Source organism: Curtobacterium sp. MCLR17_058 (assembly GCF_003234705.2).
Lineage (GTDB): Bacteria > Actinomycetota > Actinomycetes > Actinomycetales > Microbacteriaceae > Curtobacterium > Curtobacterium flaccumfaciens.
This window is the reverse complement of the sequence record NZ_CP126262.1, coordinates 844,496-870,730: the sequence shown is the minus strand read 5'-3', so window position 1 is coordinate 870,730 and position 26,235 is coordinate 844,496. Positions and strand designations below refer to the sequence as shown.

The 26,235-nt window shown below is 69.3% G+C and carries 25 protein-coding genes; 9 read left to right on the top strand and 16 right to left on the bottom strand.

Going from position 1 to position 26,235, the window contains the following annotated elements; all coding sequences use genetic code 11:
* Positions 1 to 26: 26 nt before the first annotated feature.
* Genes iolD through iolC form a run of 5 tightly spaced genes read right to left on the bottom strand, consistent with a single transcriptional unit; the run spans position 27 to position 6,396 of the window.
* Complete coding sequence (gene iolD, locus DEJ11_RS04210) at positions 27 to 1,916, bottom strand: 3D-(3,5/4)-trihydroxycyclohexane-1,2-dione acylhydrolase (decyclizing) (RefSeq protein ID WP_111103209.1); 1,890 nt, start codon at positions 1,914 to 1,916, stop codon at positions 27 to 29.
* Between the two features lie 17 nt (positions 1,917 to 1,933).
* Positions 1,934 to 2,857 (bottom strand): 5-deoxy-glucuronate isomerase, encoded by a 924-nt coding sequence (gene iolB, locus DEJ11_RS04205; protein ID WP_111038833.1) that lies wholly within the window; start codon positions 2,855 to 2,857, stop codon positions 1,934 to 1,936.
* 8 nt (positions 2,858 to 2,865) lie between these two features.
* Positions 2,866 to 4,377 (bottom strand): CoA-acylating methylmalonate-semialdehyde dehydrogenase, encoded by a 1,512-nt coding sequence (locus DEJ11_RS04200; protein ID WP_027464521.1) that lies wholly within the window; start codon positions 4,375 to 4,377, stop codon positions 2,866 to 2,868.
* Positions 4,374 to 5,363, bottom strand: coding sequence for a class I fructose-bisphosphate aldolase (locus tag DEJ11_RS04195; protein ID WP_111103182.1), 990 nt, complete (start codon positions 5,361 to 5,363; stop codon positions 4,374 to 4,376). The genes DEJ11_RS04200 and DEJ11_RS04195 overlap by 4 nt, the downstream gene beginning before the upstream one ends.
* Positions 5,356 to 6,396 carry a 5-dehydro-2-deoxygluconokinase gene (gene iolC, locus DEJ11_RS04190; RefSeq protein WP_111022586.1) on the bottom strand — a complete coding sequence of 347 codons (1,041 nt, stop codon included), beginning with the start codon at positions 6,394 to 6,396 and terminating at the stop codon, positions 5,356 to 5,358. The genes DEJ11_RS04195 and iolC overlap by 8 nt, the downstream gene beginning before the upstream one ends.
* Positions 6,397 to 6,586: 190 nt before the next feature.
* Between iolC and DEJ11_RS04185 the strand changes: the two genes are divergently transcribed.
* Together DEJ11_RS04185 and DEJ11_RS04180 are read left to right on the top strand one after the other, a co-directional pair.
* Complete coding sequence (locus DEJ11_RS04185) at positions 6,587 to 7,849, top strand: DNA recombination protein RmuC (protein ID WP_111046288.1); 1,263 nt, start codon at positions 6,587 to 6,589, stop codon at positions 7,847 to 7,849.
* Positions 7,850 to 7,872: 23 nt separating this feature from the next.
* Positions 7,873 to 8,973, top strand: coding sequence for a DUF1266 domain-containing protein (locus DEJ11_RS04180; RefSeq protein WP_111103183.1), 1,101 nt, complete (start codon positions 7,873 to 7,875; stop codon positions 8,971 to 8,973).
* A gap of 30 nt (positions 8,974 to 9,003) precedes the next feature.
* On the opposite strand, the gene DEJ11_RS04175 is transcribed toward DEJ11_RS04180, so the two are convergent.
* From DEJ11_RS04175 to glpX, 9 genes are all read right to left on the bottom strand, one after another.
* Positions 9,004 to 9,579 carry a hypothetical protein gene (locus DEJ11_RS04175; protein ID WP_111103184.1) on the bottom strand — a complete coding sequence of 192 codons (576 nt, stop codon included), beginning with the start codon at positions 9,577 to 9,579 and terminating at the stop codon, positions 9,004 to 9,006.
* Between the two features lie 82 nt (positions 9,580 to 9,661).
* Entirely contained in the window at positions 9,662 to 10,432 is a 771-nt protein-coding gene (locus DEJ11_RS04170) for an ankyrin repeat domain-containing protein (protein ID WP_111022582.1), read from the bottom strand.
* Positions 10,433 to 10,653: 221 nt separating this feature from the next.
* Positions 10,654 to 11,175 (bottom strand): RNA 2'-phosphotransferase, encoded by a 522-nt coding sequence (locus tag DEJ11_RS04165; protein WP_181440801.1) that lies wholly within the window; start codon positions 11,173 to 11,175, stop codon positions 10,654 to 10,656.
* Positions 11,176 to 11,196: 21 nt separating this feature from the next.
* The gene (locus DEJ11_RS04160; RefSeq protein WP_146250035.1) at positions 11,197 to 11,652 is read right to left on the bottom strand and encodes an SMI1/KNR4 family protein; all 456 of its coding nucleotides are present in this window, start codon (positions 11,650 to 11,652) and stop codon (positions 11,197 to 11,199) included.
* A gap of 320 nt (positions 11,653 to 11,972) precedes the next feature.
* Complete coding sequence (locus tag DEJ11_RS18115; RefSeq protein WP_111103188.1) at positions 11,973 to 12,254, bottom strand: YrhB domain-containing protein; 282 nt, start codon at positions 12,252 to 12,254, stop codon at positions 11,973 to 11,975.
* 161 nt (positions 12,255 to 12,415) lie between these two features.
* The gene (locus tag DEJ11_RS04155; RefSeq protein WP_082509793.1) at positions 12,416 to 13,174 is read right to left on the bottom strand and encodes a PoNe immunity protein domain-containing protein; all 759 of its coding nucleotides are present in this window, start codon (positions 13,172 to 13,174) and stop codon (positions 12,416 to 12,418) included.
* A 5-nt stretch (positions 13,175 to 13,179) separates the two neighbouring features.
* Complete coding sequence (locus tag DEJ11_RS04150; protein ID WP_284176683.1) at positions 13,180 to 14,826, bottom strand: putative T7SS-secreted protein; 1,647 nt, start codon at positions 14,824 to 14,826, stop codon at positions 13,180 to 13,182.
* A gap of 68 nt (positions 14,827 to 14,894) precedes the next feature.
* The gene (locus tag DEJ11_RS04145; protein ID WP_111103190.1) at positions 14,895 to 15,791 is read right to left on the bottom strand and encodes a hypothetical protein; all 897 of its coding nucleotides are present in this window, start codon (positions 15,789 to 15,791) and stop codon (positions 14,895 to 14,897) included.
* A gap of 83 nt (positions 15,792 to 15,874) precedes the next feature.
* Positions 15,875 to 16,864, bottom strand: coding sequence for a class II fructose-bisphosphatase (gene glpX / locus DEJ11_RS04140; RefSeq protein ID WP_017886722.1), 990 nt, complete (start codon positions 16,862 to 16,864; stop codon positions 15,875 to 15,877).
* 159 nt (positions 16,865 to 17,023) lie between these two features.
* Between glpX and fbaA the strand changes: the two genes are divergently transcribed.
* Complete coding sequence (gene fbaA / locus DEJ11_RS04135) at positions 17,024 to 18,052, top strand: class II fructose-bisphosphate aldolase (protein ID WP_017886723.1); 1,029 nt, start codon at positions 17,024 to 17,026, stop codon at positions 18,050 to 18,052.
* 105 nt (positions 18,053 to 18,157) lie between these two features.
* On the top strand, positions 18,158 to 19,417 hold the full coding sequence (locus DEJ11_RS04130) for a M18 family aminopeptidase (RefSeq protein ID WP_111029591.1): 1,260 nt from the start codon (positions 18,158 to 18,160) through the stop codon (positions 19,415 to 19,417).
* Positions 19,418 to 19,825: 408 nt separating this feature from the next.
* On the opposite strand, the gene DEJ11_RS04125 is transcribed toward DEJ11_RS04130, so the two are convergent.
* Together DEJ11_RS04125 and DEJ11_RS04120 are read right to left on the bottom strand one after the other, a co-directional pair.
* Positions 19,826 to 20,572: a DUF6264 family protein gene (locus tag DEJ11_RS04125; protein ID WP_111103191.1), complete on the bottom strand. Its 747-nt coding sequence runs from the start codon at positions 20,570 to 20,572 to the stop codon at positions 19,826 to 19,828.
* On the bottom strand, positions 20,569 to 21,633 hold the full coding sequence (locus tag DEJ11_RS04120) for a 4-hydroxy-3-methylbut-2-enyl diphosphate reductase (protein WP_081827167.1): 1,065 nt from the start codon (positions 21,631 to 21,633) through the stop codon (positions 20,569 to 20,571). Before DEJ11_RS04120 ends, DEJ11_RS04125 begins: the two co-directional genes overlap by 4 nt.
* A 126-nt stretch (positions 21,634 to 21,759) precedes the next feature.
* Between DEJ11_RS04120 and xseA the strand changes: the two genes are divergently transcribed.
* From xseA to DEJ11_RS04095, 5 genes are all read left to right on the top strand, one after another.
* The gene (gene xseA, locus DEJ11_RS04115; protein WP_111103192.1) at positions 21,760 to 22,995 is read left to right on the top strand and encodes an exodeoxyribonuclease VII large subunit; all 1,236 of its coding nucleotides are present in this window, start codon (positions 21,760 to 21,762) and stop codon (positions 22,993 to 22,995) included.
* 71 nt (positions 22,996 to 23,066) lie between these two features.
* A complete protein-coding gene (locus DEJ11_RS04110) occupies positions 23,067 to 23,312 on the top strand; it encodes an exodeoxyribonuclease VII small subunit (protein ID WP_017886728.1) in 246 nt (81 codons plus the stop codon).
* Positions 23,309 to 23,944, top strand: coding sequence for a DUF4245 domain-containing protein (locus DEJ11_RS04105; protein WP_110864396.1), 636 nt, complete (start codon positions 23,309 to 23,311; stop codon positions 23,942 to 23,944). The genes DEJ11_RS04110 and DEJ11_RS04105 overlap by 4 nt, the downstream gene beginning before the upstream one ends.
* A gap of 56 nt (positions 23,945 to 24,000) precedes the next feature.
* Entirely contained in the window at positions 24,001 to 24,615 is a 615-nt protein-coding gene (locus DEJ11_RS04100) for a carbonic anhydrase (protein ID WP_111103193.1), read from the top strand.
* A 126-nt stretch (positions 24,616 to 24,741) separates the two neighbouring features.
* Entirely contained in the window at positions 24,742 to 26,145 is a 1,404-nt protein-coding gene (locus tag DEJ11_RS04095) for a class II fumarate hydratase (protein WP_111055644.1), read from the top strand.
* Positions 26,146 to 26,235: the final 90 nt, after the last annotated feature.

The following is a 26,235-nucleotide window of genomic DNA, read 5'->3' as shown; positions in this document are numbered from 1 at the left end:
CTGTCGCTTTCTGTCTCGTGAACGGTTCAGCCGAGCAGCGGACGCTGCGTGGCGACCTGCTGCTCGTACTCGGCGCGGGCGGCCTGGGTGCTGGGGAGGGTGGAGGTCTGCGCGACCGGCACGTCCCACCAGCCGTCGCCCTCGGGGGCGTAGACCAGCGGGTCGGAGTTGATGTGCACCAGGGTCGTGTGGTCGTTCGCCTTCGCCTGACGCAGTGCGGCCTTCAGGTCCTCGATGCTGTCCGGGCCGGGCTGCACCTCGATGACGTCGACGCCGTACGAGCGGGCGTTGGCGGCGAGGTCGACGGGCAGGGGCTCGCCGTTCTCGAACGACTCGGTCTCGTCGAGGTAGCGGTACTTCGTGCCGAAGCGCTCGGAGCCGACGGTCTCGGACAGGTGCCCGATCGACGCGTACCCGTGGTTCTGGATCAGCACGACGATGATCTTGATGCCCTCGGCCACGGCGGTGACGAGCTCGGTGTGCAGCATCAGGTAGCTGCCGTCACCGACCATCACGATCGCGTCGCGCTCCGGAGCCCCGCGTCGCACCCCGATGCCACCGGCGATCTCGTAGCCCATGCACGAGAACGCGTACTCGACGTGGTACCCGAGCTCGTCGCGGACCCGCCAGAGCTTGTGCAGGTCGCCGGGCAGCGAGCCCGCGGCCTGGATCACGACGTCGCGCGGGTCGGAGACCGACTGCACGGCGCCGATGATCTCGGGCTGACCGGGCAGGTCCGCGCCGGACGGCGCGAACGCGCCGTCGACGGCGGCGTCCCACGCCGCCTTCAGCGAGGCGATCTCGGACGCGTAGCCGCGCTCGACGACGTACGCCGTGTCCGAGGTGAGCGACTCCGTCAGGGCGACCAGCGCCTCCCGGGCGTCCGCGATCAGCGGCAGCTGCGAACCGTGCTTGTAGGCGTCGAACGCGGCCACGTTGACGTTGACGAACGTGACGTCGGGGTTCTGGAACGCGGTCCGCGACGCCGTGGTGAAGTCGCTGTAGCGGGTGCCGATCCCGATGACGACGTCGGCCTGGGCGGCGATCGCGTTGGCGGCCGCGGTGCCGGTCGCGCCGATGCCGCCGAGGTACTGCGGGTGGTCCCAGACCAGAGATCCGCCGCCGGCCTGCGACGTGCCGACCGGGATGCCGGTGGCCTCGACGAAGGCGCGGAGCTCGTCGGCGGCGTCGGAGTACAGCACCCCGCCGCCGGCCACGATGACCGGACGCCGGCCGGCACGGATCGCGGCGACGGCACGCTCGAGCGGGCCACGCTCGGGCAACGGACGGCGGATGTGCCACTCGCGCGGCTGCAGGAACGCGACGGGCACGTCGAACTCCTCGGCCTGGACGTCCTCGGGCAGGGCGATCGTCACCGCACCGGTCTCGGCCGGGTCGGTGAGGACCCGCATCGCGGCGAGGGCGATCGAGAACAGCTGCTCCGGACGCTCCACACGGTCGAAGTAGCGCGAGAGCGGACGGAAGGCGTCGGTGACCTGCAACGACGTGTCGTGCGGCAGCTCGATCTGCTGGAGCACCGGGTCCGTGGTGCGCGTGGCGAAGGTGTCCGACGGCAGCAGCAGTGCCGGCAGCCGGTTCGTGGTGGCGAGTGCCGCGGCGGTCAGCATGTTGGCGGCGCCCGGGCCGACCGACGCCGTCGACGCGTAGGTCGCGCGGCGGCGGTGCATGCGGGCGAAGCCGACGGCCTCGTGCACCATCGCCTGCTCGTTGCGGGCCTGGTGGTACGGCAGCAGACCGGGCTGCTCGACGTGGAGCTGCTTGATGGCCTGACCGACCCCGGCGACGTTGCCGTGCCCGAAGATGCCGAAGATCCCCGGGATGGTGCGTTCGCGGACGTCGCCGTCGACGGTCCACTGGTTGGCCAGGAACTCGACGAGTGCCTGGCCGACCGTCATCTTCCGCGTGGTGGTGGTCACGCCTGCTTCCTTTCGTAGGGCAGTCGTGGGTCGATCGATTCCGATGCCCACGCCTGCCGGACCCACCCGTGGGCGGGGTCGTCGGTGATGTTCCAGACGCGCTCCGGGTCGGGCCCGGCCATCACGTTCAGGTAGTACATGTCGTAACCCGGAGCGGCGACCGCCGGACCGTGCCAGCCGTACGGCACCAGGGCGACGTCACCGGTCCGGACCTGCCGGAACTCGTCGATGGCGCGGTCGTCCGAGGCGTACGTGCGGTGCAGGGCGAACGGGTCGGCGGCCTCGGGGGCGATCGACTCGAGCCCGCGGGACACCGCGGCCTCGTAGTAGTAGATCTCCTCGAGGTTCGACTCCGAACCGGGCACGTTCGTGTCGTGCTTGTGCGGCGGGTACGACGACCAGTTGCCGGCCGGCGTGATCACTTCGCACACGATGAACTTGACGGCGTCGAGCGCGGCCGGGGTGCCGAAGTTGTGCACCTGGCGGCTCGACTGCCCGGCGCCGCGGAGTTCCACGGGCACGTCCGGCCGGGCCACGTAGGTGGTCGGCTTGACGGTGTCGGTGGGAGCTTCCGCGACGGCGAACCGGCCGCTGCCGGTGATGGTGGCCGCGGAGCCCGAGCCCAGGTACAGGACGTCGGTGGGGCCGTCGAAGACGCTCCCGCGCCCCTGCAGGGTCTGCTCGCCGTCACCGGCAGCGCCCGAGTGGGTCACGTGGAACGACCCGGCGAGCGGCACGACGATGCGCTCCACGGCGTCGGCCGGGAGGCGCAGCTCGCCCCCGTCGGTCAGCGCGCCGGTCCGGAGCCCGGTGTGCGCCCACCCCTCGATGCGACCGTCGACCACGTCGGTCCAGCCCGCCTCGGGCCGGGAGCCCGCCGGGATGAACCACTGGTCGTGCTGGTGCTGTTCGTTCGCCATGCTGCGGGTCAGTTGTTCGACGGGAAGCCGAGGTTGATGCCGCCGTGCGACGGGTCGAGCCAGCGGCTCGTGATCGCCTTCTGACGGGTGAAGAAGCTCACGCCGTCAGCCCCGTACGCCTTGTGGTCACCGAACAGCGAGTTCTTCCAGCCACCGAACGAGTAGTAGGCGACGGGCACCGGGATCGGGACGTTGATGCCGATCATGCCGACCTGCACGTCGCGCTGGAACCGTCGGGCGGCGCCACCGTCGTTCGTGAAGATGGCGGTGCCGTTGCCGTACGCGCCGGAGTTGATGAGCTCGAGGCCCTCTTCGTAGGTGGCGACGCGGACGACGCTCAGCACCGGACCGAAGATCTCCTCGGTGTAGACGCGGCTGGTGGTGGGCACCTGGTCGATCAGCGTCGGGCCCAGCCAGAAGCCGTTCTCGTCGCCGTCGGGTCGGACGGTGCGGCCGTCCACCACAACCACCGCACCGTCCTGCTCTGCGACCTCGATGTACGAGGCGACCTTGTCACGGTGCTGCTTCGTGACGAGCGGGCCCATGTCGCACCCGCGACGACCGTCGCCGATGCGCAGGGTCGCCGCGCGGTCCTTGATCTTCTGGATGAGCTCGTCGGCCACCGGCTCGACGGCGACGACGACCGAGATCGCCATGCAGCGTTCACCGGCCGAACCGAAGCCGGCGTTGATCGCGTTGTCGGCGACCAGGTCGAGGTCGGCGTCCGGCAGGACGAGCATGTGGTTCTTCGCGCCGCCGAGGGCCTGCACGCGCTTGCCGTGCTTGGTGCCGGTCTCGTAGACGTACTGCGCGATGGGCGTGGAGCCGACGAACGAGATCGACTCGACGTCGTCGCTGGTGAGCAGGCCGTCGACGGACAGCTTGTCGCCGTTGAGCACGTTGAAGACGCCGTCGGGCAGCCCGGCCTCCTTGAACTTCTCGGCGAGCCAGATGGCGGCCGACGGGTCCTTCTCGCTCGGCTTCAGCACGACGGTGTTGCCCGCGGCGATCGCGATCGGCAGGAACCAGAGCGGCACCATCGCCGGGAAGTTGAAGGGGCTGATGATGCCCACGACGCCGAGCGGCTGGCGGATCGAGTAGACGTCGATGCCGGTCGAGACCTGGTCGGAGAACTCGCCCTTCATCAGGCTCGGGATGTTGGTGGCGAGCTCCACGACCTCTTGCCCGCGGGCGATCTCACCCAGGGCGTCGTCGATGACCTTGCCGTGCTCGCTCGTGATGATCTCGGCCAGCTCGGCCTTGTCGCGGTTCAGGATCTCGCGGAACGAGAACAGGATCGCCTGGCGCTTGGCCAGTGACAGGTTGCTCCAGCCGGGGAACGCCGCCTTGGCGCTGCCGATGGCCGCCTGGATCTCGGACTCGTCGGCCAGCGCGACCTGCTTTGTCGCGACGCCGAGCGCCGGGTCGTACACGGGGGCGGTGTTGCCCGACGCGGATTCGACGCGCTTGCCGTCGATCCAGTGCCCGACGGTGGTGGTGGTCGTGTCGGTGAGCGTCATGCGTTGCTTCCTTCCGAGATGGACGAGTCCATGGTGGTGGCGCCCGCGAGCCGAGCGGCTGGGTCGTGGGCATCTGTGGAGAACCCGCCCCGGGCCTCCTGGCTGTGGACGAGACCGGCGGCCACGTCCACGGCGGCGGCGACGTCGCCGTCCGAGGGGTAGAGCAGGGTGCGTCCGACGACCAGGCCGCGGACACCGGGCAGGGCCAGGGCGTCAGCCCACTTGGCGTACGTCTCCAGCGGGCGCGAAGCCGGGTCGCCGCCGAGCAGCAGCGTCGGGAGCGTCGTCGCGGCCATCACGCGCTCCATGTCGTCGACGACGGGGATCTTGAGCCAGCTGTAGGCGCTGGACTCACCGAGTCCCGCAGCGATCGCCATCGAGGTGATCACGGCGTCGGCTGACAGGTCGTTGACGACCCGGCCGTCCCGCCACTCGGACATGAACGGCTCGAGCATGATCGGCAGCTGGAGCGCCGCGGCCTCGCTGACGGCGCGGGCCGTGGCCTCGAGCGTCGGCGCGGTGCCCGAGTCCTCCAGGGCGATGCGCACCAGCAGCTTGGCGAAGTCGAGCCCGGAGTCCTTGATGGCCTGCGCCGAGTACGCCGTGTACCGGTCGTCCATCTCGAACGTCGCGCCGCGGAGTCCACCGCGGTTCATCGACCCGACGACGACCTTGCCGTCGAGGGCGCCGAGCAGCGCGAGGTCCTCGAGGATGTCGGGGGTGCCGAGCACGCCGTCGACCCCCGGCCGGCCGAGGGCCGTGACGAGCCGCTCGAGCAGGTCGTAGCGGTCCGCCATCGCGGACTCGTCGTCGCGCACCGCCAGCGCACCGCGTGCGGGGTGGTCGGCGGCGACGATGAAGAGCTTGCCGTCGGCGGCGAGCAGGGAGCGCTTGCGGCGGGCGTCGAGCATGGCACGCACCAGGTCCGGCTGGCCGGCACGGATGTCGCGGAGGCGCTGGAAGTCAGCGGGGCTGAGCTCAGGCATGGGTCTTCTCCTCGGTGTGCGTCTCACCCGTCTGCGTCGCACCCGTGTGCGTCGTGCCCTCGGCCGGGTTGTCGGTCAGGAACTGCTCGATCTCGTCGCTCGTCGGCATCGCCGTCGAGCACTCGAACCGCGTCGCGACGATCGCGCCGGCGGCGTTGCAGAACGCAAGGATCCGCTCGAGGCTCCAGCCCTGCAGCAGTCCGTGGGTCAGCGCGCCGCCGAAGCCGTCGCCCGAGCCGAGCCCGTTCACGACGTCGATGTGGTGCGGACGGAACTCGACGAACTCGTCGCGGGTCTTCGCCAGCACGCCCTTCGGCCCCTGCTTGACGATCGCGATCTCGACACCGCGGTCGAGCAGGGCGTCGGCGGCGCGGACCGGGTCGGTCTCACCGACCGCGACCTCGCACTCCTCGCGGTTGCCGACGGCGACGGTGGCGTGCTCGAGGGCGATCGCGACCTCGCGCGTCGCGGCCTCGGGGCTCGACCAGAACATCGACCGGTAGTCCAGGTCCAAGACGGTGTGGGTCTTCGTGCTGTTCTGCGCGGCGGACCGGGCTTCGTACGCCACGTGGTGCGCCTGTCGGCTCGGCTCCTCGCTGAGCCCGGTCACCGTGGTCCAGAAGATCTTCGCGCGCTCGATCTCGTGCAGCGGCAGGGACTTCGCCGTGATCATCAGGTCGGGCGCCTTCGGGGCCCGGTAGAAGTAGAGCGGGAAGTCGTCCGGCGGGAAGATCTCGCAGAAGGCGACGGGGGTGTTCAGCCCCTCCACCGTCTCGACGAAGGCGTTCGCGACCCCGTACTCGGGCAGCGTGCGGGCGATGTACCGGCCGAAGGGGTCGTTGCCCGTCCGGGTGATGACCGCGGCGTCCGCGCCGTGGCGAGCGGCGGCGATGGCGACGTTCGTGGCGCTGCCGCCGACGGACTTCGAGAAGGTCGAGACGTCTTCGAGCGGGCCGGTCTGCTGCGGGTAGATGTCGACGCTGACGCGTCCCATCGTGATCACGTCGTAGGCGTGGGGAGCTTGGTTCGTCATGCGACGCGGTGGACCTTCCGTGCGGCTTCATCGGCGGACGATCACGACTGTACACCCTGTTTGCCCTAATGTCATAACATGGATTCCGCGGTCCGTCACGTTGGTCCCGTGGCGCTGGTCACGCTGGTTCTGCGGGGCGCGCCGGAGTGCCGGGAGGCGCGGTGTCGGTGGGTTCTGCCAGGGTCGCGACATGCAGATCCTCGCCCTGGTCATCGGTCTCGTGATCGGCATCGCCGTCGGTGCGGTCGTCGCCTGGTCGCTCGCCCGCTCGCGCGCGGGCATCGACGCCGCGTCGTCCCGTGCGACCGCCGAGGCGCTCCGCGGCCAGCTCGAGGCGGCCCGACGCGACGCCGAGGAACGCCTCGACGCCCAGGACACGCAGTACCGCCGCCAGGTCGACTCGCTCGAACGGCGCTCCGCCGAGCTCGAGCACCTGGTGCAGCGCATGCACGGCGTCGACGCGGCACGGAACCAGAACGAGTCCAAGGTGCTCTCCGCGCTCAGCCCCGTGGCGCAGACGCTCGACGTGATGCGCACGAAGATCGCCGAGCTCGAGCAATCGCGGAGCGAGCAGTACGGCGCGCTGTCGGCGCAGCTCCGGTCGGCCGCCGAGTCGGAAGAGCGCCTGCGCGCCACCGCCGACACCCTGGCCAGCGCCCTGTCGTCGAACAGCACGCGCGGCGTCTGGGGCGAGACGCAGCTGCGCAACGTGGTCGAGGCCGCCGGGCTGCTCGAACGCGTCGACTTCGACGTGCAGTCGTCAGTCACCACCGCCGTCGGCTCCGCCCGCCCGGACATGGTCGTGCACCTGCCCGGCGGCAAGACCATCGCCGTCGACGCCAAGGTGCCGTTCAGCGCCTACCTGCAGGCCGCCGAGATCCCGGCGACCGCCACCGGTGCCGAGGCAGCTCGACGCGACCAGCTCATCGCCCAGCACGTCAAGGCGCTCCGAGCGCACGTCGACGCCCTTGCCGCACGGGAGTACTGGACCGGCTACGACGCCTCCCCCGAGCTCACCGTCGCCTTCATCCCGTCCGAGTCGCTCATCTCGAGCGCACTCGCCGCCGACCCCGGCCTGCTCGACCACGCCTTCCGCAAGCGCATCGCGCTCGCCTCTCCCGTGACCCTGTGGTCCGTGCTCAAGACCGTGGCGTTCTCGTGGCAGCAGGACGTCGTCTCGCAAGAGGCGCACGAGCTCTTCAAGGTGTCCCGCGAGCTCTACGGCCGGCTGTCCACGATGGCCGGGCACGTCGACAAGCTCGGCCGCTCGATCCGCGGCTCCGTCGTCGACTACAACCGCTTCGTCGGGTCGCTCGAACGCCAGGTGCTGCCGAGCGCCCGTCGGCTCTCGCTGCTCGACGAGTCGAAGGTCATCGCCGACCCGTCGTCGATCGAGGACGAGCCGCGGCTGCTCACGGCGCCGGAGCTCGTCGGCGCCGTCGACGAGGACTGAGCTGCTCGCTACGATCGATCGTCATGGGGGAAGCACTGCAGAACCATCCCGGCGACCGCGAGTTCCCGGTCCGTCCACGCTGGCGGCACCGGGCGATGGTCGCCAAGGCGCGGAAGCAGACCGGGCGACGACGGGACCGCGCCGCAGCGTGGATGATCATGGCGATCGCGATCGTGGCGTTCTTCGTCGCCCTCGTCGCCGCCACAGCCGGTCCGTACGACGTCCGGGCGCACTTCGGGTACGGCATCCAGGCGGTGTGGCGCTGCTTCCTGATCGCCGTCGTCGTGTGGTTCGTGCTGACCTTCATCACCTCGCTCCGTGACATCGGGCTGCCGGTGCGGGAACAGCGGCGGTACCGGGAGCGCACCGGTGCCCGCGAGCTGCCCGTCCGCCGACTGCAGCAGCTGGCCCTCGCCTCGTTCGGCGACTTCCACGACGGATGGTGGCCGGCGTCGCTCGCCCCGTACGGTTCGCGGGTGGAGCTCGGCGGCGAGTACCTGCAGGACACCACGCCGTCGCCCTTCGTGACCATCCCCCTGCCCCCGCTGACGTTCCTGCGCCGCGAACTCGACGAGACCTACAAGACCGCCAGCGGGCGGGACGCACAGGCCTTCGCCGTCGACCTGCTCGGCCCGAAGAGCGTGTCGTGGCAGTTCCTCGCGTTGAGCCGATCCGCCGAGGGTGAGACCCGCCTCACCCGACTGTCCTCACTGCTCGGCACCGACCCGTGGGCAGGGTCGAGCCTGCTCGAACGCCGAGCGGACCGCCCGCCGAAGCTGCTCTGGTCGATGGACGTCAAGAACGCGGTCACCGCCGTCCGAGGTGCGTACGCCGCCGGGCTCCTGAGCGAGGACGATGCCTGGTCGTCGATCGACCTGGTCTCCGATGTCGCCTTCACCCTGTTCGACTCGTGGGACGACTACTTCGACAACCTGCGGGCCGCGTACGCCCTGGTCTACGACGAGCTCAAGACGGTGCAGGAGTTCGATGCCGGGCGGCGTGAGCTCTTCGCCTCGAACTGGCCGATCACGCGGCTGCCGTGGCCGGCGTCGCCGGGGGTGCTGCTGCCCCGGACCGTCAGCGACCCGCTGTGGGCGGACGAGGACGACGCGTCGGTCTCCTGACCACGACAGGATCACCCTCGGGGCGACGGCTCATGCGTCGGAGTACCCGGGGAGCGCGCGGACGGCCTCGGCGTTGCGGTCCCACTCCGCTGCGATCCGCCCGATCGGCCACGCGTCAGACCCGCCGAACAGCCACATGGTCCCCAGGATCACCATGTCCGATGCGAAGGCGGCGAGGTGCCCCGAAACCGGCATGAACTCATCCATCTCCCGCTCCTCGGCAGACCGGTCGATGTGGTGCCGAAGCGCCTTCCCTTGCATCAACGGCTCTCTCACCGTCCATCCGGCAGTCCGTGCCGCAACCGATGGTGGGTCGGAGTCGCGAGCGGCTGCGAATGCCACCGCCGCGTAGGCACCACGCTGCCTCGTCCATTGGGTGTGGGACACACCCTCGTCAGGGACGCGCAGCGCGCGTGCCGCCGTGCTCACACGGGGAGCGTCCCCGTAGACCGCGATCAACACCGATCCCCAGATCAGCGCAGCCCCGCCCGGAACCGTGACGAACGACTTCACCCGAGCCGCCTTCTCGAAGGCGTTCCGGACCCGCTTCGGAACGTCCATCGAGGACGGATCGAGCGCTGTGCGGAGTACTTCGACGTCGATCACCTTGAACCACCTTCGTTCGTGTCGCGACCGGGAGCCTTCGCCGCGATAGCGCACTTCATTGCCTCTTGATCATTCACGCCGTCTACCTCCGCTCGAGCTTCGCCGCACGATCGAGCACCTTGATCAACGGCTTCGGCGCCAGGAACGCTCGTGCCAGCCCTTGAGCGGTGAAGCCGTCTGCACCGACCAACCTGGCCTTCGCTCCGGCACTCAGCATTGCACTGGCGCCAGCCACCGCGTCGTCCACAGAGACCGGGTGTGGGTTCGATCGATTCGGTCGCACGGGGAGAGAACGTCGTACGAGCAGTCGGAGCGGAGTCTCTCCAGCCACGGCAGAGTTGAGCAGAGCCGCATCGGCACGAATTGCTGATTGGATGTCGATGAGGGACCCATGCGTAGCGGCCTCGAACACGACGGATACGCCCGCCTCATCATCCTCGAACACCCGATCCTGCTGCAGCATGGTGATGAGCCCGGCGGGTGCGTCCCCCGAGATTCGGGCATAGCTCAGTGGGGTCGCACCAAGGTCGTTGACATGGCACGGATCAGCGCCGGCGTCGAGCAAGACGGCGACCGGATCAAGTCCGCCGTCGCCTGAGTTCGTCACTGCGAGCTGCAGCGGCGTCGTCCCCCAACGGTCCGGCGAGTCCACCTCCACCCCGAGGTCCAGGAGTGCTCGCATCGCATGCACCGCACCGGTCTGAGCCGCGAAGTGGAGGGGCGTGAGGGCGTCGGCATTGGCGCGTGATGCTGAAGACACTTCGAAGCCTTCCGACGCGATCCTCGTGATCGCCTGCGGATCGTCCGCGATGATCGCATCCCAGAACGCAGAACTGTCCATCGCTGTGCTCATCGGATGATGCTATCCAGGACTTCCACGCCACCCGACTGCAAGCCCAGCTGGTCGGGCCTGCGCTTCTTCCGAGCAGTCTCACGTCTGATGAGATGAGACTGCCATCGCCCCCTCGCACTCGCGGGAGACTGAGAAATCGATCCGTTCGACGGGTGACCGTCTCGAGCGCATCGCCCAAGCAATGCAGGAGCCCCGCTACTCGCGCGGCTGAGGCAGGCGCGTCATTCCGCCGAGATGTACCGCGCGGGAACGAGCAAGGCCAGGGTCACCCGGCCGTGGCCCTCCGTGAACTCCACGCCCTCCCGGTGCGCGCGAGCTGCATCGATTCGCAACAGGACGGGAGCGGTGGACTTGCGCCGCCCAGCCTGCATAGCCAACTCGCGATCGGTCGTAAGATGCGCGTACTGGCGCCCCATCGGTAAGAGCCCTTCGCGCAGGATCGACTCAGCCGCAGCGGGGGAAGTTGCATGCCAGAGCACCGGCTGCGGAACGATCGACGGCTTCACGATGCGCTCGTCCGTCGAGTGCCCGTACTGAGCACGGATCCGGTCGCTTTCGACGGCGAAGCGCTGCTTGTCGGACTCGGCGACCACGCGGCGCAGATCTTCCAACGATGACTGAATGCCCGACCGCTCCAAAGCGTCGGCAAGATCTGCGAGCGGGACGCTCCCGTCAGCGCCGAGTTCCAGCCCGTACGCACCCGGTTCGTGCCGCAACGCGTGCGACATCGCCTTGCTGATCAACGTGTCCCTACGAGGCATGTCTCAGTCCTCTTCCTGCTCCGCGAGCCACGCTGCTCGATGCTCCTCCATCTCCTCCCACCAGACGTCGAACGACGTCCACTGACCCCGGTACTCCGTCCCCGGCGAAGCGAACGTGTGGATGATCAGCACCGGAGGGTTGCCCGAATGGTCGCCACCGTCAAAGCAGAACACATCGTCCGTGTCCTGGTGCTTTGCGAAGGGTACGAGGGAACGGGTCGGATACTGCTTCCCAACGATGTCAACCCAGTCCGTTGTCTGGTTCTCGTACTCAGACGTCCACATGAAGGGATCGATGTCGGGAAGCGGGTGTTGTGCAAGGGCACGTTGAAAGCGCTCGGGGTACTGGAATCCCTCGGGCGCGATCAAGCGCGCCTCGACTTGCCGTTCCTCGACGGTTGTTAGTCGATGTTCCCTCACTGTGGTCCTCCGGGGAGCCTCGGGGGTCGTGACACCCATCTGGATTCACTTTCGACCAATTCGCGCCTTGTAACTTTATCCGAACCTCAGCGCCCCCAACGTTCTGGGCTCGGCATGGCCACGCTTCGTGAAGCGTTGATGAGGTTCGCGTGCTCGGCCCCTGCACCGGAGATTCAGTGTGAGATTTGGCAGATCGTCGGATCAATTCAGATTGGCGCTTGATCAGTTCCTGCCTTGCCCTGCTACCCGACCAACGATCAACGGAATCCCGAGCAATCGCAAAGAGTTCGAGCTAAAAACGCTACGGGTACGACCCTCGACCGCCACCTCGTTCTTCTACGCTCGAGCCACAAGTGGCTTCACCGAGACCGACTGATGACCCGCTGACCCCGTTGCTCTATTTGTGATTCGACCGAGGTATTCGCTTGAAGAGTGAAACATGCACCGCCGTCTTTTGGTGCAACAAACGGGCCATTTCCAGCCAGGCTAAACAATGGATTTTGCGTCTCGTAATACTTTCGACAATTGTACAGAACGATCCACCAATCGTCGGTCTCGATCCATCCCCTATCCCAAATAAGGTCTTCGTCAGTGCGCACTTCCTTCGCAAATTCGTCCTGAGCATCCTTCAGAGTTCGCATGCAACATCACCGTGTCTCGAGTAGGAAGAGTTGATCGAAGTCACCCCTGTCCCGCGGATGGACCGGATGCGCGCAGCGCCTGCTTCCACGATGGCCGCCCGGTACATCTCTGAATCAGCCGCGGCCCCTCCCCGAGGTCCTCGCTCGAGAAAGTAGGCAACTCATCTGTCCCGTTGGACGTCGACGAGATCGACTGGGTAGTACGGCGACGACCGTAGCGCCGAATCGTCAAGCCCCCGCGCCACCACGAGCCCCGCGGCCTCCCACGCCCAGTACCCAAAGTACGCTTCGAACCGGTCTCCCTGCACTGCCTGCAGTGCCGGCGCCCACCAGATGAACGAGATGTTCTTCTGCCACGCTTGCACATACCTGTTCAACGCAGAAACGGCACGATCGTACGGAGCACTCGCTGCCGTAGCAAGGTTTTGGAACGGTCGCTTGTGCCACACGGTGTCCCGCACCGGATCAACCCCCAGCAGCACCCCGAGCACTGGATCAGCACCGCCAGCAGCAGCAACAATCCCGATCAACCGATCCATCAACTCCGGAGCGACACCGATGCACCGCGCTATCGACGACAGCCACAACGCGTTGTAGTACGTCGACTTGTTGTCGAACTCCAATGGATCCAATGGGAATCCCGCATCCGGCACCGCCGCGTAGCGGTTCCAGGTCTCCCAGACAGTGACGGCCGAATCGACGTCCGCCGCGAGCTCGAGCACGGGCGCTCCGGCTGAATAGCGCGCTCCCAGCAGGAACAGCACATTCTCCAAGTTCGCCGTGGTCCGCATGATGCCAGCCCTGACGTCATCCGACCGGAAAGTATGGCTGAACGGACGAAACTTCTCGATATCCCGCTCGAGGACTCTGAACGCGTCGTCCCAGTAGGCAGCATTCACTCGGTCATCACGTGGAGTCATGATGTTCAGCGTAGACGTGCCGCTGCGTCGAGTAGCTGAGGAAGGCACGTACCGTCCGGACTGATCTTGACAACCACGCGCTCAAGCGTACCGTCGATCAACGAGTTCACAACAGCAGAAGAGTGTTCGGACTGTGTGCCGACTCGGAGTCGCGAACCGGGCTGTCCAGGAAGTATCCCGTTAAGCCACGTGTCCGACATTTGTCGGCCATGATTCTTCGTGCTTCCGAGTAGGTCCACTCCACTCTTGCCCGCGTTGGACGAGAATTTGGACTCAACAACGAAATACTGCCCAGTTTCTGGGTGATGAAATACATGGTCGATACCGTTTTTGAACACGCTCTTCGGCCTTGTGACATCTACAAAACCATGAGACTCGAAGAAGGCTTTGGTCTGCGCTTCTCCGAACTCAGCTTTTGTCTTGTTCGAGCTCAAGCGAGAGATCGACCTTCCGGTGGGGTTAGCCGCATCTGTCAGCTTCCGGAGCGGGTTGAGAGCCGAGCTACTCACGTCGCTGAGACCGGAGAGTGGCCGCTGGACCCTCGTGAGGAGCGCACGCGCCGATCGGCTCGCCATACTGAACGGGCCGGTCGAACGGCCGACGACCGCCACGCCTTTCATGCTGATCGACCCGACGCGTGCGATCTGCGTGGCGATTCGGGTGCTCTTCAAGAGCGTGCCGACCGCGCCGCCTGCGGGGACGCAGTCGAGCAGGGAGAACGCGAGGTCCCACCCGTCGGCTTCGCCCTTGCTCATCTTGTACAACGTGTCCGCCAACACCACGAGCGCGATCGCCGCGATGACCAACGTCCACGGCCCCGGGATGATCATCGCGATGATCCCACCCACCGCCACGACGACCTTCGCCACCGACACGATGGTCTCCCACGCCTCGGACCCGAAGATCTTGTCCCACGTGGACTGCTTCCCGAGGCCCGCGTCCGCAGCTTCACCGATCCTCGTCGCGGTCCGCTGCTCCGCGTCCTGCCAGTCGCCCTTCGCGTCCGCCACGAGCCGCTTCGCCGCATCGATCCGCGACTGCGCCGCCGAGATGTCCCCCTGCGCCGACGACACCGACCCCTGCGCGACGGAAGCGTTGTCGGACGCTGCCCGCAACTGCGCCGGCGAGGGAACATCCACCCCGTCCGGCACGTCGGAACCCGCGGGGTACTTGTCCGCGACCTTCGACAGGTCCTTCGACGCCGACTCGTAGTGCGACAGCGTCGACTGCGCATCCGCCAACCGGTCCTGCGCCGCGGCGAGGTCCCCGGTGGCGTCCTTCGCGTCCGCCAACGCACCATCAGCCCGGTACTGGGTGTCATCGACCGTGTCAGCCCACCCCGACAACGCCGTCGCGGCGAGTTCGTACGAATCGACGAGCTTGGTCAGGTCCGACGGGGTGTCCTCGATCGCGTCGACGAACACATCCGCGGCTTCACCCTCCCAGTCGGTCAGCCACCCGGAGCCCTTCACCGACTTCAGCCGGGTCGAGGCGTCATCGGCCGCGTCGGAGATGCGCTGGTACTCCCGCGCCATCATCCGCAACGTCGACGGATCCCCCTTGACCGGATCATCACCCTGATCGACAACGTCCCACCCCGACGGTCGCCCCATCATTCCTCCCCAGGTCCGATCTCTCGCGCCGTTGTCCACAAGCGCGCGAGTGTGACCATATCAGGGGGCAGCGACGGGGACGAGTTCCACCGACCGGGGTCGACCCGTCAGAGGGCTGCGCGGACCGACTCGAGGTCCGGGAAACCGCGGAGCCGGTAGCGCGTCGGGCGGACCTCGAGTTCCTCGATCAACCCGGAGGCCAGCTCCCGCAGCCGACCGAACGGCACGGGCTGCGTCTGCCCGTCGAGGGTCACGAGCACGATCGTGTCGACCGCGGCGACGACGGTCTCGACGTCCTCCGTCCACGACGAGTACGAGAAGGCCGGGTCGTCCTCGGCCAGCCGGGCGACCGAGACCGCACCGACGTGGACGTCCTCGCCCCGCCGGTCGAACGACTCCTGCAGGGCGTCCTGCTGCAGGTTCGCGGCGGTCGCCGTCCAGAGCGCGCGGATCGTCCGGAGCTCGCCGTCGAGCGACGGGTGCTCGAACCGCACCCACCCGTCACCGCGCAGCACCATGGGCGGTCCACTCAGGACCTCGCCCTCGTCGTCGGCCAGGATCTGCTGGGCGACACCGGCCGCGACCTGGAGCCCGTCCTCGTCCTGGTCGCCGGTGACGATGAACGTCGTCGGCGCAACCGGGAAGACCACTGCGCTGCCGCGGAACTCGATCCCCTGGAACGCCTGCGGTGCGAGCACGAGCACCACGGCGAGGTCGGGGTCCTGGATGACGATCGTGCCGGGCTGGATCACCGCCACGTCGCCTCCGGCCTGCTCCTGCGCGGCGGCGACGGCTGCACGCAGGACGTCCTCGTCCGCCCAGCCCATCTCGGCGAGCGCCGGCGCGGTGAGGATCGCGCCGTCCTCGTCCGCCAGGATCACGCCGAGGTCGGGCGCCACCGGCACGACGTGCGGCAGCCGGTCGGCCGTGCCGTCCGCCTCCGCGTGCAGCGTGCGGATGCCCGCGGTGTCCAGTCCGACGATCCGTGCCGTTGTCGCAGTCATGCGTCGAGCCTACGCAAGGGCTCGTACAACGGGGCGCCGCCGGAAGACCGGCGACGCCCCGAAGCGGCGGACGATCGTCCGGCCTAGAACCACTTCTCCGCACGGTGGTCCGCCTGGATGCGGCGGATCGTGTTCGAGCGCGAGCGGAGCACGAGCGAGTCGGTGTGGATGACGCCGCGCGAACGACGGACACCGTCGACCAGGACGCCGTCGGTGACGCCGGTGGCGACGAAGAACGTGTTGTCGCCGGTGACCAGGTCGTCCTGGTCGAGGACCTTGTCCAGGTCGTGGCCGGCGGCGATGGCGCGCTCGCGCTCCTCGTCGTCCTTCGGCTGGAGCTTGCCGAGGATCACGCCGCCGAGCGCCTTGATCGCGCACGCCGTGATGATGCCCTCGGGGGTGCCGCCGACACCGACGCACATGTCGATCGTCGAGCCGGGCAGGGCGGCGGCAATGCCACCGGCGACGTCACCGTCGAGCAGCAGTCGCGTGCCGGCACCGGTCGCGCGGATGGCGCGGATCAGCTCGTCGTGGCGCGGGCGGTCGAGCACGGCGACGACCATGTCCTCGAGGTCCTTGCCCTTGGCCTTCGCCAGCGCGCGGATGTTGTCACCGATCGGCTTCTCGAGGTCCAGGACACCGCGACCCTCGGGGCCGGCGGCGATCTTGTCCATGTAGAAGACGGCGGAGGGGTCGTACATCGAGCCACGGTCCGAGACGGCCATGACGGAGATGGCGTTCTGGCGGCCGGCGGCGGTGAGCGAGGTGCCGTCGATCGGGTCGACCGCGATGTCGCAGGCCGGGCCGTGACCGTTGCCGACGTGCTCGCCGTTGTAGAGCATCGGGGCGTTGTCCTTCTCGCCCTCGCCGATGACGACGACACCGTCGAAGTTCACCGTGCCGAGGAACTTGCGCATCGCGTCGACCGCGGCGCCGTCGGCGAGGTTCTTCTCACCACGCCCGACCCACGGCTGCGCACGGATCGCGGCGGCCTCCGTCGCACGCACGAGCTCGAGCGCGAGGTTGCGGTCGGGCTGGAGGAACAGGGAGCCGGTCTCAGTCGTGGGAGTCACGACCCGAGCCTACCGACCGGCGGCCGACCGACGGTCCGGACACCGGGCCCGTGCACGCATGTGCACGCCGGACGTGAGCCGACCGCGTAACCCGGACCGCGCCTCCAGTCCGGCTGACTACGATCGGCGGGGACATCACCGAAGTCGAAGGAGATCCACGTGCCCATCGCAACGCCGGAACAGTACGCCGAGATGATCGAACGCGCGAAGGCGGGCAAGTTCGCGTACCCCGCGGTCAACGTCTCCTCCTCGCAGACCATCAACGCGGTCCTCCAGGGCCTGCAGGAAGCCGGTTCCGACGGCATCCTCCAGGTCACGACGGGCGGTGCCGACTACTTCGCCGGCCACACCATCAAGAACCGCGCAGCTGGTGCCCTCGCGATGGCGAAGTTCGCCCACGAGGTCGCCAAGAACTACGACATCACGGTCGCGCTGCACACCGACCACTGCCCGAAGGATGCTCTCGACGGCTTCGTCCTGCCGCTCATCGCGGCGAGCGAGGAAGAGGTCCGGCAGGGTCGCAACCCGATCTTCCAGTCGCACATGTGGGACGGTTCGGCCGTGCCGCTCGACGAGAACATCGAGATCGCGAAGACCATGATCGAGAAGACGCGGAACATCAACGCGATCCTCGAGGTCGAGATCGGCGTCGTCGGCGGCGAAGAGGACGGCGTCCAGCACGAGGGCACGAACGACGCGCTCTACACGACCCCGAACGACGTCGAGAAGGTCGTCGACGCGCTCGGCCTCGGCGACAAGGGCCGCTGGATCGCGGCGCTCACCTTCGGCAACGTGCACGGCGTCTACAAGCCGGGCAACGTCAAGCTCCGTCCCGAGCTCCTCGGCGAGATCCAGGCGTCCGTCGCGGCGAAGCACGGCACCGGCGAGAACCCCCTCGACCTCGTCTTCCACGGCGGCTCCGGCTCGACCGATGACGAGATCCACGAGGCCGTCCGCAACGGCGTCATCAAGATGAACATCGACACGGACACGCAGTACGCGTTCACCCGCTCGATCGCGGACTCGATGTTCCGCAACTACGAGGGTGTCCTGAAGATCGACGGCGAGGTCGGCAACAAGAAGCAGTACGACCCCCGCGCCTGGGGCAAGGTCGCCGAGACCGCCATGGCGGCCCGCGTGGTCGAGGCCGCGAAGGTCCTCGGCTCGGCAGGCCACGCCAAGGGCTGAGCAGGTCCGTCCGGTCGGGTCCACCGGCCTGGAGGAACGGGGTGCGTCCGACGGACGCGCCCCGTTCTGCGTCGGGTCGCCTCCACCCCGTGCCACGATGGGCGGGTGACCGTCGACGCCATCGCCTCCGAGTTCGCCCAGTTCGTCACCGAGTCGCCCACCGCGTTCCACGCGGCGGCGGCGACCCGTGACCGTCTCGTCGCGGCCGGGTTCACCGAGCTGTCCGAGCTCGACGCCTGGCCGACCGAACCCGGTGCGTACGTGGTCGTCCGCGACGGCGCCGTCATCGCGTGGCGCCTGCCCGACGGTGCCGTCCCGACGACGCCGTTCCGGATCCTCGGTGCCCACACCGACTCCCCCGGCTTCCGCGTGAAGCCGAACCCCGGCGTGCGCACCGGGGGCTGGGAGCAGCTCAACGTCGAGGTCTACGGCGGCGCGCTCCTGTCGACCTGGTTCGACCGTGATCTGCGGATCGCCGGCCGGGTCGTCGACGCCGACGGCAGCGTGCGGCTCGTCAGCACCGACGCCGTCGCCCGCATCCCGAACCTCGCGATCCACCTCGACCGCGGGGTGAACGACGGCAAGGAGATCGACCGCCAGCGCCACACCCTGCCGATCGTCGGGGTCGACGGCGACGCCGGTGGGACCTCCGTCGTGGAGTGGCTGCTCGCCCGGCTCGGCGAGGGCGCCGTGTCGTGGGACCTGTTCCTCGCGGACACCCAGGCGCCGGCCCGGATCGGCATCGAGCGGGAGTTCCTGGCGTCCGGCCGGATGGACAACCTGACGAGCGTGCACGCCGGACTCCGGGGCATCGTCGACGCTCCCACCGACGGTGACCACATCCCGGTGTTCGCGGCGTTCGACCACGAGGAGATCGGGTCGTCGACGCCGTCCGGTGCCGGTGGTCCGTTCCTCGAGGACGTCCTCGGCCGTGTGCAAGAGGGCCTCGGCGCCACCCGCTCCGAAGCCGCCCGAGCATTCCGTGCGTCGTGGCTGCTGTCGAGCGACGCCGGGCACCTGGTGCACCCGAACCAGCCGGAGAAGCACGACCCGACGAACCGTCCGCGCCCCGGGGCCGGACCGCTGCTGAAGATCAGCGCGAACCAGCGCTACATGACCGAGGCGAAGGGCGAGGCCGTCTGGGCCGCCGCCTGCGAGACCGCCGGTGTGCCGTGGCAGCCGTTCGTCAACGTGAACACGATCCCCGGCGGCTCGACGATCGGCCCGATCGCGGCGACCCGACTCGGGATCCCGACGATCGACATCGGCGTCGGACTGCTGTCGATGCACTCGATCCGGGAGCTCGTGCACGTCGACGACCTGGCTGCCCTGCACGGAGCGGTCGCGGCGTTCCTGGCCGGCTGACCTCCGGCTGGCGTCGGCGGGCTGGGGTGGTCACGACTCCCCGCGCGCACAGGGCCGAGGGGTCACGAAGTGTCGGTTGCGCCGGTGCCAGACGACACTTGGTGACCACTCGACGGCGGGGCCGCGGCGTGTTGCGACCACTCGGCGGTGGCTGCTGCGCTCGCCCGCGAGGCTGACGAAGCTCGTCGGAGGCACACCGGCACCGCGGCTGGCCGAGGGAGGGGCTGCCGAGAGGTCACGACTCCCCGCGCGCGCAGAGCCGAGGGGTCACGAAGTGTCGGTTGCGCCGGTGCCAGACGACACTTGGTGACCACTCGACGGCGGGGCCGCGGCGTGTTGCGACCACTCGGCGCGCGGAGGCGGCCGCCGCGAGCAGCCCGGCGGTCAGGCGGTCAGGCGGTCAGGCGGTCAGGCGCCGGACTGTCGCAGCATGAAGTCGACGAAGGCCTGGTCCTGCATGACCACGACGACGAACGCGATCGTGCTGATCGCCGTGGCGACGACCGCGCCGACCAGCGGCACCCAGAACGTCCGCTTCCGTGCGCGGAGCCGACGGATGGACCACCAGGCGACCAGGGCGAAGACGACGACGTTGGTGATCGCGGCGATGGCGGCCGCCGTGCTCAGGGCGCTCGGGTCGTTCAGCGCCGTGTACTGGGTCTCGAGGGTGCGCCGCACGGTGGAGGCGACCTCGCCCACGGACAGGGACTGCACCACGGAGACCAGCCCGAAGGCGAGCAGCCCGACGGTGAGCACGAAGTCCGCCGGTGTGCGACCGAACCGGCTGCGGGCCATCGACCGCTGCGCCCCGGCAGGGACTGCACCGGAGCGAGCGTCCGCACCGGCGCGGTCGCCGCGGACGCCGTCGCTCGGAGCAGCGTCGCGCACGCTGGTGGCGGGGGCCTGGTCCTGCCGCTCCCGTGCCTGACGCTCCCGCTCCTGGCGTTCCTGCTCGACGAGGACCGGGTTCACCCAACCCTCTGGTGCGTACTCGCCGTACCCGGGGGCGGGACGGCCCTGGGGCCGACCGTTCGCGGGACCGGCGGCCGACGTCGCGGACGCACCCCGGGCCTCCTGGCCGGTACCAGCGCCGGCGTCGCCGTGGTTCGCCGGGTCGCGACGCGGGACCGAGGACCAGCCGTCCGAGCCGCTCATGCCCGACGCCCGCCGAGCGCGCGCGTCGGGTTGCCCGACGCGTCGGTGCGGAGCTCCTTGGGGAGCGAGAACATCAGGTCCTCGTGTGCGGTGACGACCTCTTCGACGGCGGCGTAGCCGGCGTCGGCGAGCTGTTCGAGCACCTCGGCCACGAGTTCTTCCGGCACGGACGCACCGCTGGTCACGCCGACCGTCTCGACACCGTCGAGCCACTCCTGCTGGATCTCCTCCGCGTAGTCGACGCGGTGGGCGGCACGGGCACCGTGCTCGAGCGCGACCTCGACGAGGCGGACGCTGTTCGACGAGTTCGCGGAGCCGACCACGATCACCAGGTCGGCGCCGGGCGCGACCTTCTTGATCGCGACCTGGCGGTTCTGGGTGGCGTAGCAGATGTCGTCCGACGGGGGGTCCTGGATGGCCGGGAACTTCTCGCGCAGCAGCCGCACGGTCTCCATCGTCTCGTCGACGCTGAGCGTGGTCTGCGACAGCCAGACGAGGTTGTCCGGATCGGGGACCGACAGCGCGGCGACGTCGTCGGGACCGTTCACCAGGATCGTGCGGTCCGGGGCGTGCCCCATCGTTCCCTCGACCTCTTCGTGGCCGGCGTGGCCGATCAGGATGATGGTGCGCTCGGCCTTGGCGAACCGGGTGGCTTCGCGGTGGACCTTGGTGACGAGGGGGCAGGTGGCGTCGATGGCGTGCAGGTCGCGCTCGGCGGCACCCGCGACGACGGCCGGCGACACCCCGTGCGCGCTGAAGACGACGTGCGAGCCCCGGGGGACCTCGGCCACGTCGTCGACGAAGACGGCACCGCGCTGCTCGAGCGTCGACACCACGTGCACGTTGTGGACGATCTGCTTGCGGACGTAGACGGGCTCGCCGTACTGCTCCAACGCCTTCTCGACCGCGACGACTGCACGGTCCACCCCGGCGCAGTAACCACGGGGGGCTGCGAGCAGCACCTTCTTGGGGCCGGCGACCGGTTCGTCACGCAGTCGACCCCGTGCCGCGTGCACACGCGGCGGGGCGAGCGGGACCGTGTGGCCGTTGGTGATCGTCACGTCCCCGATGATAGGTGAGCGGCACGCACGCGACCTGGGCGCGCGGGGTGCCTGTGGAGAACACGACGTCCGTCGCTTGTCACCGGTCTCGGGCACGATGGACGTCCCAGCAGGACGAGGAGCGACATGGCTATCGAACAGGGCCCGCCGACGGCCGACAACCCGTGGCCGGTGGCGCTCCTCGGCGCGAAGCTCCGCGACTGGATCGATCGACTCGGCACCGCGTGGGTCGAGGGCGAGATCACGCAGTGGAACGTCGCCGGCGGCAACGTGTACGGCAAGCTCAAGGACGTCGAGGTCGACGCCACCGTGTCGTTCTCCATCTGGTCGAGCGTGCGCTCCCGGGTGCCGGCGGACATCAAGCAGGGCGACCGGGTCGTCGCCGCCCTCAAGCCGAACTACTGGGTCAAGGGCGGCTCGCTGACGATGCAGGTCGTCGAGATGAAGCACGTCGGGCTCGGTGACCTGCTCGAACGCCTCGAGCGCCTCCGCCGCACCCTCGCCGAGGAGGGGCTGTTCGACCCGTCCCGGAAGCGGCGTCTGCCGTTCCTGCCGCACCGCATCGGCCTCATCACCGGCAAGGACTCCGACGCCGAGAAGGACGTCAAGCGGAACGCGCTGCTGCGGTGGCCCCAGGTTGAGTTCCGCACCGTGCACACCGCGGTGCAGGGCGAACGGACCGTGGGCGAGGTCACGGCGGCGATCCTCGAGCTCGACGCCGACCCCGAGGTCGACGTCATCATCATCGCCCGCGGTGGCGGCGACTTCCAGAACCTGCTCGGCTTCAGCGACGAAGGACTCGTCCGTGCGGCGGCCGCGGCGTCGACCCCGATCGTCTCGGCGATCGGGCACGAGGCCGACCGCCCGATCCTCGACGAGGTCGCCGACCTACGTGCCTCGACCCCGACGGACGCCGCCAAACGGGTCGTGCCCGACGTCGCCGAGGAGCTCGCCAACGTCCGGGCGGCCCGCGCCCGGCTCGGGCTCCGGCTCTCGCACACGCTGTCGGTCGAGGCCGACCGGCTCGCCGCGCTGCGGTCGCGCCCGGCTCTGGCGTCGACCGCGTGGCTCGTCGACACCCGTGCGGAAGAGGTCGCCCGCGACCTGTCCCGCGCCCGCGAACTGCTCGACCGCCGACTGGAGCGCGGGCACTCCGAGGTCGGGCACCTGACCGCCCGGCTCCGGGCACTCTCGCCGCGGGACACCCTGCGCCGCGGGTACGCCATCGTGCAGCGGGCCGACGGGGGTGTCGTCCGCGGCACCGACGACCTGTCCGGAGCGACGCCGGTGCACGTCACGCTCGGTGCCGGCACGGCCACGGGCACGCTCGAACCGGACGGCCCCGGCCCGGACGGCTCCTGACCACCGCGGGTGTTCTCCACAGCCTGGGACCGGGCGACGGATCGTCGGTGGACGCTCGGTAGGATCGACCCGTGCCATCCCAGCAGGAACCCGAGCAGACCGACGTCCAGTCGCTGAGCTACGAAGCGGCCCGCGACGAACTCGTGCGCGTCGTGAGCGAGCTCGAACAGGGCTCCGCGACCCTCGAGCGTTCGCTGGCGCTCTGGGAGCGGGGCGAAGCCCTCGCCGCCCGGTGCGAAGAGTGGCTCGTCGGCGCCCGCGCTCGGCTCGACGCGGCCCGTGCCGCCAGCGACGCCCAGGACGGCTCCGGCCGATGACCGACGCCGACGGCCGCCCGATCGTCGCTGAGCTCGGTCGCCCCGAGACGGCAGAGGAGACGTGGGCCCGCAAGGACGCCGCCCGGACCGCCCGCCGACAGCACCAGACCGCGTTCAACCTGGTCATCGCGCTCATCGCCTCGCTCGGCATCGTGCTGTTCCTGGTGGCGGTCGTCGTCCGGCCCGACACCACGGTGGACCGCACCGTCGACTACCAGCAGATCGCGGCGAAGGCGAACGTCGACGACGTCACCCTGGTGGCGCCGCCGCTGCCCGACGGCTACAGCGCCAACCGCGCGGACTTCGCCAGCAAGACCACCGACGGCGTGGACGTCTGGACCGTCGGCTTCGTGACGCCGGACAAGCAGTACCTCGGTCTGCAGCAGGGCATCGACGCCAACGCCTCGTGGGTGTCGAACCAGCTCGACCAGCGCCCGTCCACCGGTGACCGCACCATCGGCGACACGGAGTGGACCGTCTACGACCGCCGCGCCGAGGGCACCGATGCCGGCAACCACGCGTACTCGCTCGTCTCGACGTTCGGCAAGAACACGATCGTGCTCTCCGGCACCGCCGACGACAAGGCGTTCCGGACCGTCGCGACCGCCGTCTCCCGAGAACTGACCGAGTAGACGACGGGCACCGCCCCGCCAGTCACCACCCCGTCCCACCCGAACCGAGGAGCCCCATGCCCGACCGCGCCGCCTCCACCCCGTCCGACGCCCTGCGCCTGCTGGTCGACGGCAACGCCCGCTTCGCCGCCGACAAGCGCCGGATGGGCCGCGTGGACCCGGACCGCCGCACCGAGCTCGAAGGTTCGCAGTCGCCGTTCGCGACCGTCCTCGGCTGCTCGGACTCGCGGGTGCCGTTCGAGCACGTCTTCGACGCCGGCATCGGTGACCTGTTCGCCATCCGCAACGCCGGTCAGATCGTCGACGACGTCGTGCTCGGCTCGATCGAGTTCGCGGTCGTCGCCCTGGGCACGCCGCTGGTCGTCGTGCTCCGGCACACCCGGTGCGGTGCCGTCGCGGCAGCGCGCTCCGGTGAGCCCGTCGCCACTCCGCACCTGCAGGCCCTCGTCGACGCGATCGCCCCGAGCGTCGAGAAGGTCCGGCTCACCGACGCCGAGCTCCCGCAGGAAGCCGTCGGCGCCGCACACCTCGAAGCCACCCTCCGCCAGGTGATCGAGCGCTCCGGCGCGGTCTCCGACGCCGTGGCCGAGGGTAGATTGGCCGTCGTCGGGGCGACGTACGACCTCGCCACCGGAGAAGTCACCATCGACACCGTCGTCGGCCAGGTCTGACCGACCCGACGACGACCGAGCCAGACGAAGAGCGACCCCGACGACGACCGCCCCGGCGACCCCGGGGCGCAGGCACGGGCCGGCGCGACCGCGACCGGCGAGCACCCCAGGAAGGACCACGACGACGTGACCGACACCACCCCGACCGAGTTCCGCATCGAGCACGACACCATGGGCGAGGTACGGGTGCCGAAGTCGGCGCTCTACCGTGCCCAGACCCAGCGCGCCGTCGAGAACTTCCCCATCTCGGGCACCGGGCTCGAGTCGGCGCAGATCGTGGCGCTCGCACGGATCAAGCGGGCGGCGGCCATCGTCAACGGTGAACTCGGCATCGTCGAGCCCGCCGTCGCCGACGCCATCGCCGGCGCCGCCGACCTGATCATCGGCGGCCAGCACCACGACCAGTTCCCGGTCGACGTCTACCAGACCGGCAGCGGCACGTCGTCGAACATGAACATGAACGAGGTGCTCGCGACACTGGCATCCGACATCGCGGGTTCGGCGGTCCACCCGAACGACCACGTCAACGCCTCGCAGTCGTCGAACGACGTCTTCCCCACCTCGGTGCACGTCGCCGTGACCGAGGCGCTCCTCCGCACCCTCGTGCCCGCCCTCGAGCACCTCGCCGAATCACTCGAAGCGAAGGCCACGCTCTGGGCCGACGCCGTGAAGTCCGGCCGGACGCACCTGATGGACGCCACGCCCGTCACCCTCGGGCAGGAGTTCGGCGGCTACGCCCGCCAGATCCGCCTGGGCATCGAGCGGGTGCAGGCGACGCTCCCCCGCGTCGCCGAGGTCCCGCTCGGCGGCACCGCGGTCGGCACGGGCATCAACACCCCGAAGGGCTTCCCGCAGCGGGTCATCGCCCAGCTCGCGAGCGACACCGACCTGCCGATCACCGAGGCCGTCGACCACTTCGAGGCGCAGGGCGCGCGTGACGCCCTGGTCGAGGCCTCCGGTGCGCTCAAGGTGCTCGCCGTCAGCCTGACGAAGATCAACAACGACCTGCGCTGGATGGGCTCCGGTCCGAACACCGGTCTGGGCGAGCTGCACATCCCCGACCTGCAGCCCGGCTCCTCGATCATGCCCGGCAAGGTGAACCCGGTGATCCCCGAGGCCACCCTGATGGTCGGCGCCCGGGTCATCGGCAACGACGCCACCATCGCCTGGGCCGGTGCCTCGGGTGCGTTCGAGCTCAACGTCGCCATCCCGGTGATGGGCACGGCGCTGCTCGAGTCGATCCGCCTGCTGGCGAACAGCTCGCGGGTGCTCGCGGACAAGACCATCGACGGGCTGCAGGCGAACCTCGAGCGTGCCCGCGCCTTCGCGGAGTCCTCGCCGTCGATCGTCACCCCGCTCAACCGGGTCATCGGCTACGAGGCTGCCGCCAAGGTCGCGAAGTACGCCGTCGCCGAGGGCATCACCGTGCGCGAAGCCGTCGTGGCCCTCGGCCACGTCGAGCGCGGCGAGGTCACCGAGGCGCAGCTCGACGAGGCGCTCGACGTCCTGAGCATGACCCACCCGAACTAGCGCGACCCTCCTGACGCACCCCCAGGACGGACGGGAGGCCCGGTGCCAGCTGGCACCGGGCCTCCCGTCCGTCCGATGGCGGCTCGACGC

Excerpts from the sequence above, each read along its gene's own strand:
- iolD (WP_111103209.1), bottom strand. The coding sequence starts at position 1,916 with ATGACGGTCGGCCAGGCACTCGTCGAGTTCCTGGCCAACCAGTGGACC.
- iolB (WP_111038833.1), bottom strand. The coding sequence starts at position 2,857 with ATGGCGAACGAACAGCACCAGCACGACCAGTGGTTCATCCCGGCGGGC.
- DEJ11_RS04200 (WP_027464521.1), bottom strand. The coding sequence starts at position 4,377 with ATGACGCTCACCGACACGACCACCACCACCGTCGGGCACTGGATCGAC.
- DEJ11_RS04195 (WP_111103182.1), bottom strand. The coding sequence starts at position 5,363 with ATGCCTGAGCTCAGCCCCGCTGACTTCCAGCGCCTCCGCGACATCCGT.
- iolC (WP_111022586.1), bottom strand. The coding sequence starts at position 6,396 with ATGACGAACCAAGCTCCCCACGCCTACGACGTGATCACGATGGGACGC.
- DEJ11_RS04185 (WP_111046288.1), top strand. The coding sequence starts at position 6,587 with ATGCAGATCCTCGCCCTGGTCATCGGTCTCGTGATCGGCATCGCCGTC.
- DEJ11_RS04180 (WP_111103183.1), top strand. The coding sequence starts at position 7,873 with ATGGGGGAAGCACTGCAGAACCATCCCGGCGACCGCGAGTTCCCGGTC.
- DEJ11_RS04170 (WP_111022582.1), bottom strand. The coding sequence starts at position 10,432 with ATGAGCACAGCGATGGACAGTTCTGCGTTCTGGGATGCGATCATCGCG.
- DEJ11_RS04160 (WP_146250035.1), bottom strand. The coding sequence starts at position 11,652 with ATGGGTGTCACGACCCCCGAGGCTCCCCGGAGGACCACAGTGAGGGAA.
- DEJ11_RS18115 (WP_111103188.1), bottom strand. The coding sequence starts at position 12,254 with ATGCGAACTCTGAAGGATGCTCAGGACGAATTTGCGAAGGAAGTGCGC.
- DEJ11_RS04155 (WP_082509793.1), bottom strand. The coding sequence starts at position 13,174 with ATGACTCCACGTGATGACCGAGTGAATGCTGCCTACTGGGACGACGCG.
- DEJ11_RS04145 (WP_111103190.1), bottom strand. The coding sequence starts at position 15,791 with ATGACTGCGACAACGGCACGGATCGTCGGACTGGACACCGCGGGCATC.
- DEJ11_RS04125 (WP_111103191.1), bottom strand. The coding sequence starts at position 20,572 with ATGAGCGGCTCGGACGGCTGGTCCTCGGTCCCGCGTCGCGACCCGGCG.
- xseA (WP_111103192.1), top strand. The coding sequence starts at position 21,760 with ATGGCTATCGAACAGGGCCCGCCGACGGCCGACAACCCGTGGCCGGTG.
- DEJ11_RS04105 (WP_110864396.1), top strand. The coding sequence starts at position 23,309 with ATGACCGACGCCGACGGCCGCCCGATCGTCGCTGAGCTCGGTCGCCCC.
- DEJ11_RS04100 (WP_111103193.1), top strand. The coding sequence starts at position 24,001 with ATGCCCGACCGCGCCGCCTCCACCCCGTCCGACGCCCTGCGCCTGCTG.